The organism is Aerococcus sp. L_32 (assembly GCF_050689315.1).
This window is the reverse complement of record NZ_JBOEQF010000627.1, coordinates 1-1,003: the sequence shown is the minus strand read 5'-3', so window position 1 is coordinate 1,003 and position 1,003 is coordinate 1. Positions and strand designations below refer to the sequence as shown.

At 42.2% G+C, this 1,003-nt stretch carries 1 pseudogene; it reads left to right on the top strand.

Features of this window, described 5'->3' with window-relative positions:
- A pseudogene (locus ACRCJ0_RS15270) lies at positions 1–1,003 on the top strand (DNA-directed RNA polymerase subunit beta); the annotation flags it as partial.

Sequence of the window (1,003 nt, the reverse complement as noted above, 5' to 3'; positions counted from 1 at the left end):
CAAGTATCCATTAATCAAATACCACCGTTCAAATGCCTCAGCATCTTACAACCAAACGCCTAACGTGACTATTGGAGAAAACGTAACTGCTGGAGAAATCCTAGCAAACGGTCCTTCAATGGAAAAAGGGGAAATGGCTTTAGGTCAAAACCCTCTGATCGCCTTCATGACTTGGGATGGTTATAACTACGAGGATGCGGTTATCATGTCTGAACGTTTAGTTAAAGACGATGTCTACACTTCTATTCATATTGATGAATTAGAATCTGAAGCGCGTGATACTAAATTAGGACCTGAAGAAATCACTCGTGAAATTCCTAACGTTGGTGAAGACTCATTACGTAATCTTGATGAACGTGGAATCATCCGTATCGGTGCAGAAGTTAAAGACGGTGATATCTTAGTTGGTAAAGTAACGCCTAAAGGTGTAACTGAGTTATCAGCAGAAGAGCACTTATTACATGCGATCTTTGGTGAAAAAGCACGTGAAGTTCGTGATACATCATTACGCGTACCACATGGTGGTGGCGGTATCGTTAACGACGTGAAAGTATTCTACCGTGAAAACGGCGACGAATTATCACCAGGTGTTTCTATGTTAGTTCGTGTATATATTATCCAAAAACGTAAGATTCAAGTTGGGGATAAAATGGCCGGACGTCATGGGAACAAAGGGGTTGTGTCTCGTATCTTACCTCAAGAAGACATGCCTTACATGCCTGACGGAACACCAGTTGATATCATGTTAAACCCTCTAGGGGTACCTTCTCGTATGAACATCGGGCAAGTATTAGAGTTGCACTTAGGTATGGCTGCACGTGAGATGGGCATTCATATTGCAACACCAGTATTTGATGGTGCGAACGAAGAAGATGTATGGGAAACAATCAAAGAAGCAGGTATGGCAAGCGATGCTAAAACTGTTCTTTACGATGGTCGTACAGGTGAACCGTTCGACAACCGTGTTTCTGTAGGGGTTATGTACTACTTGAAACTTTCTCAT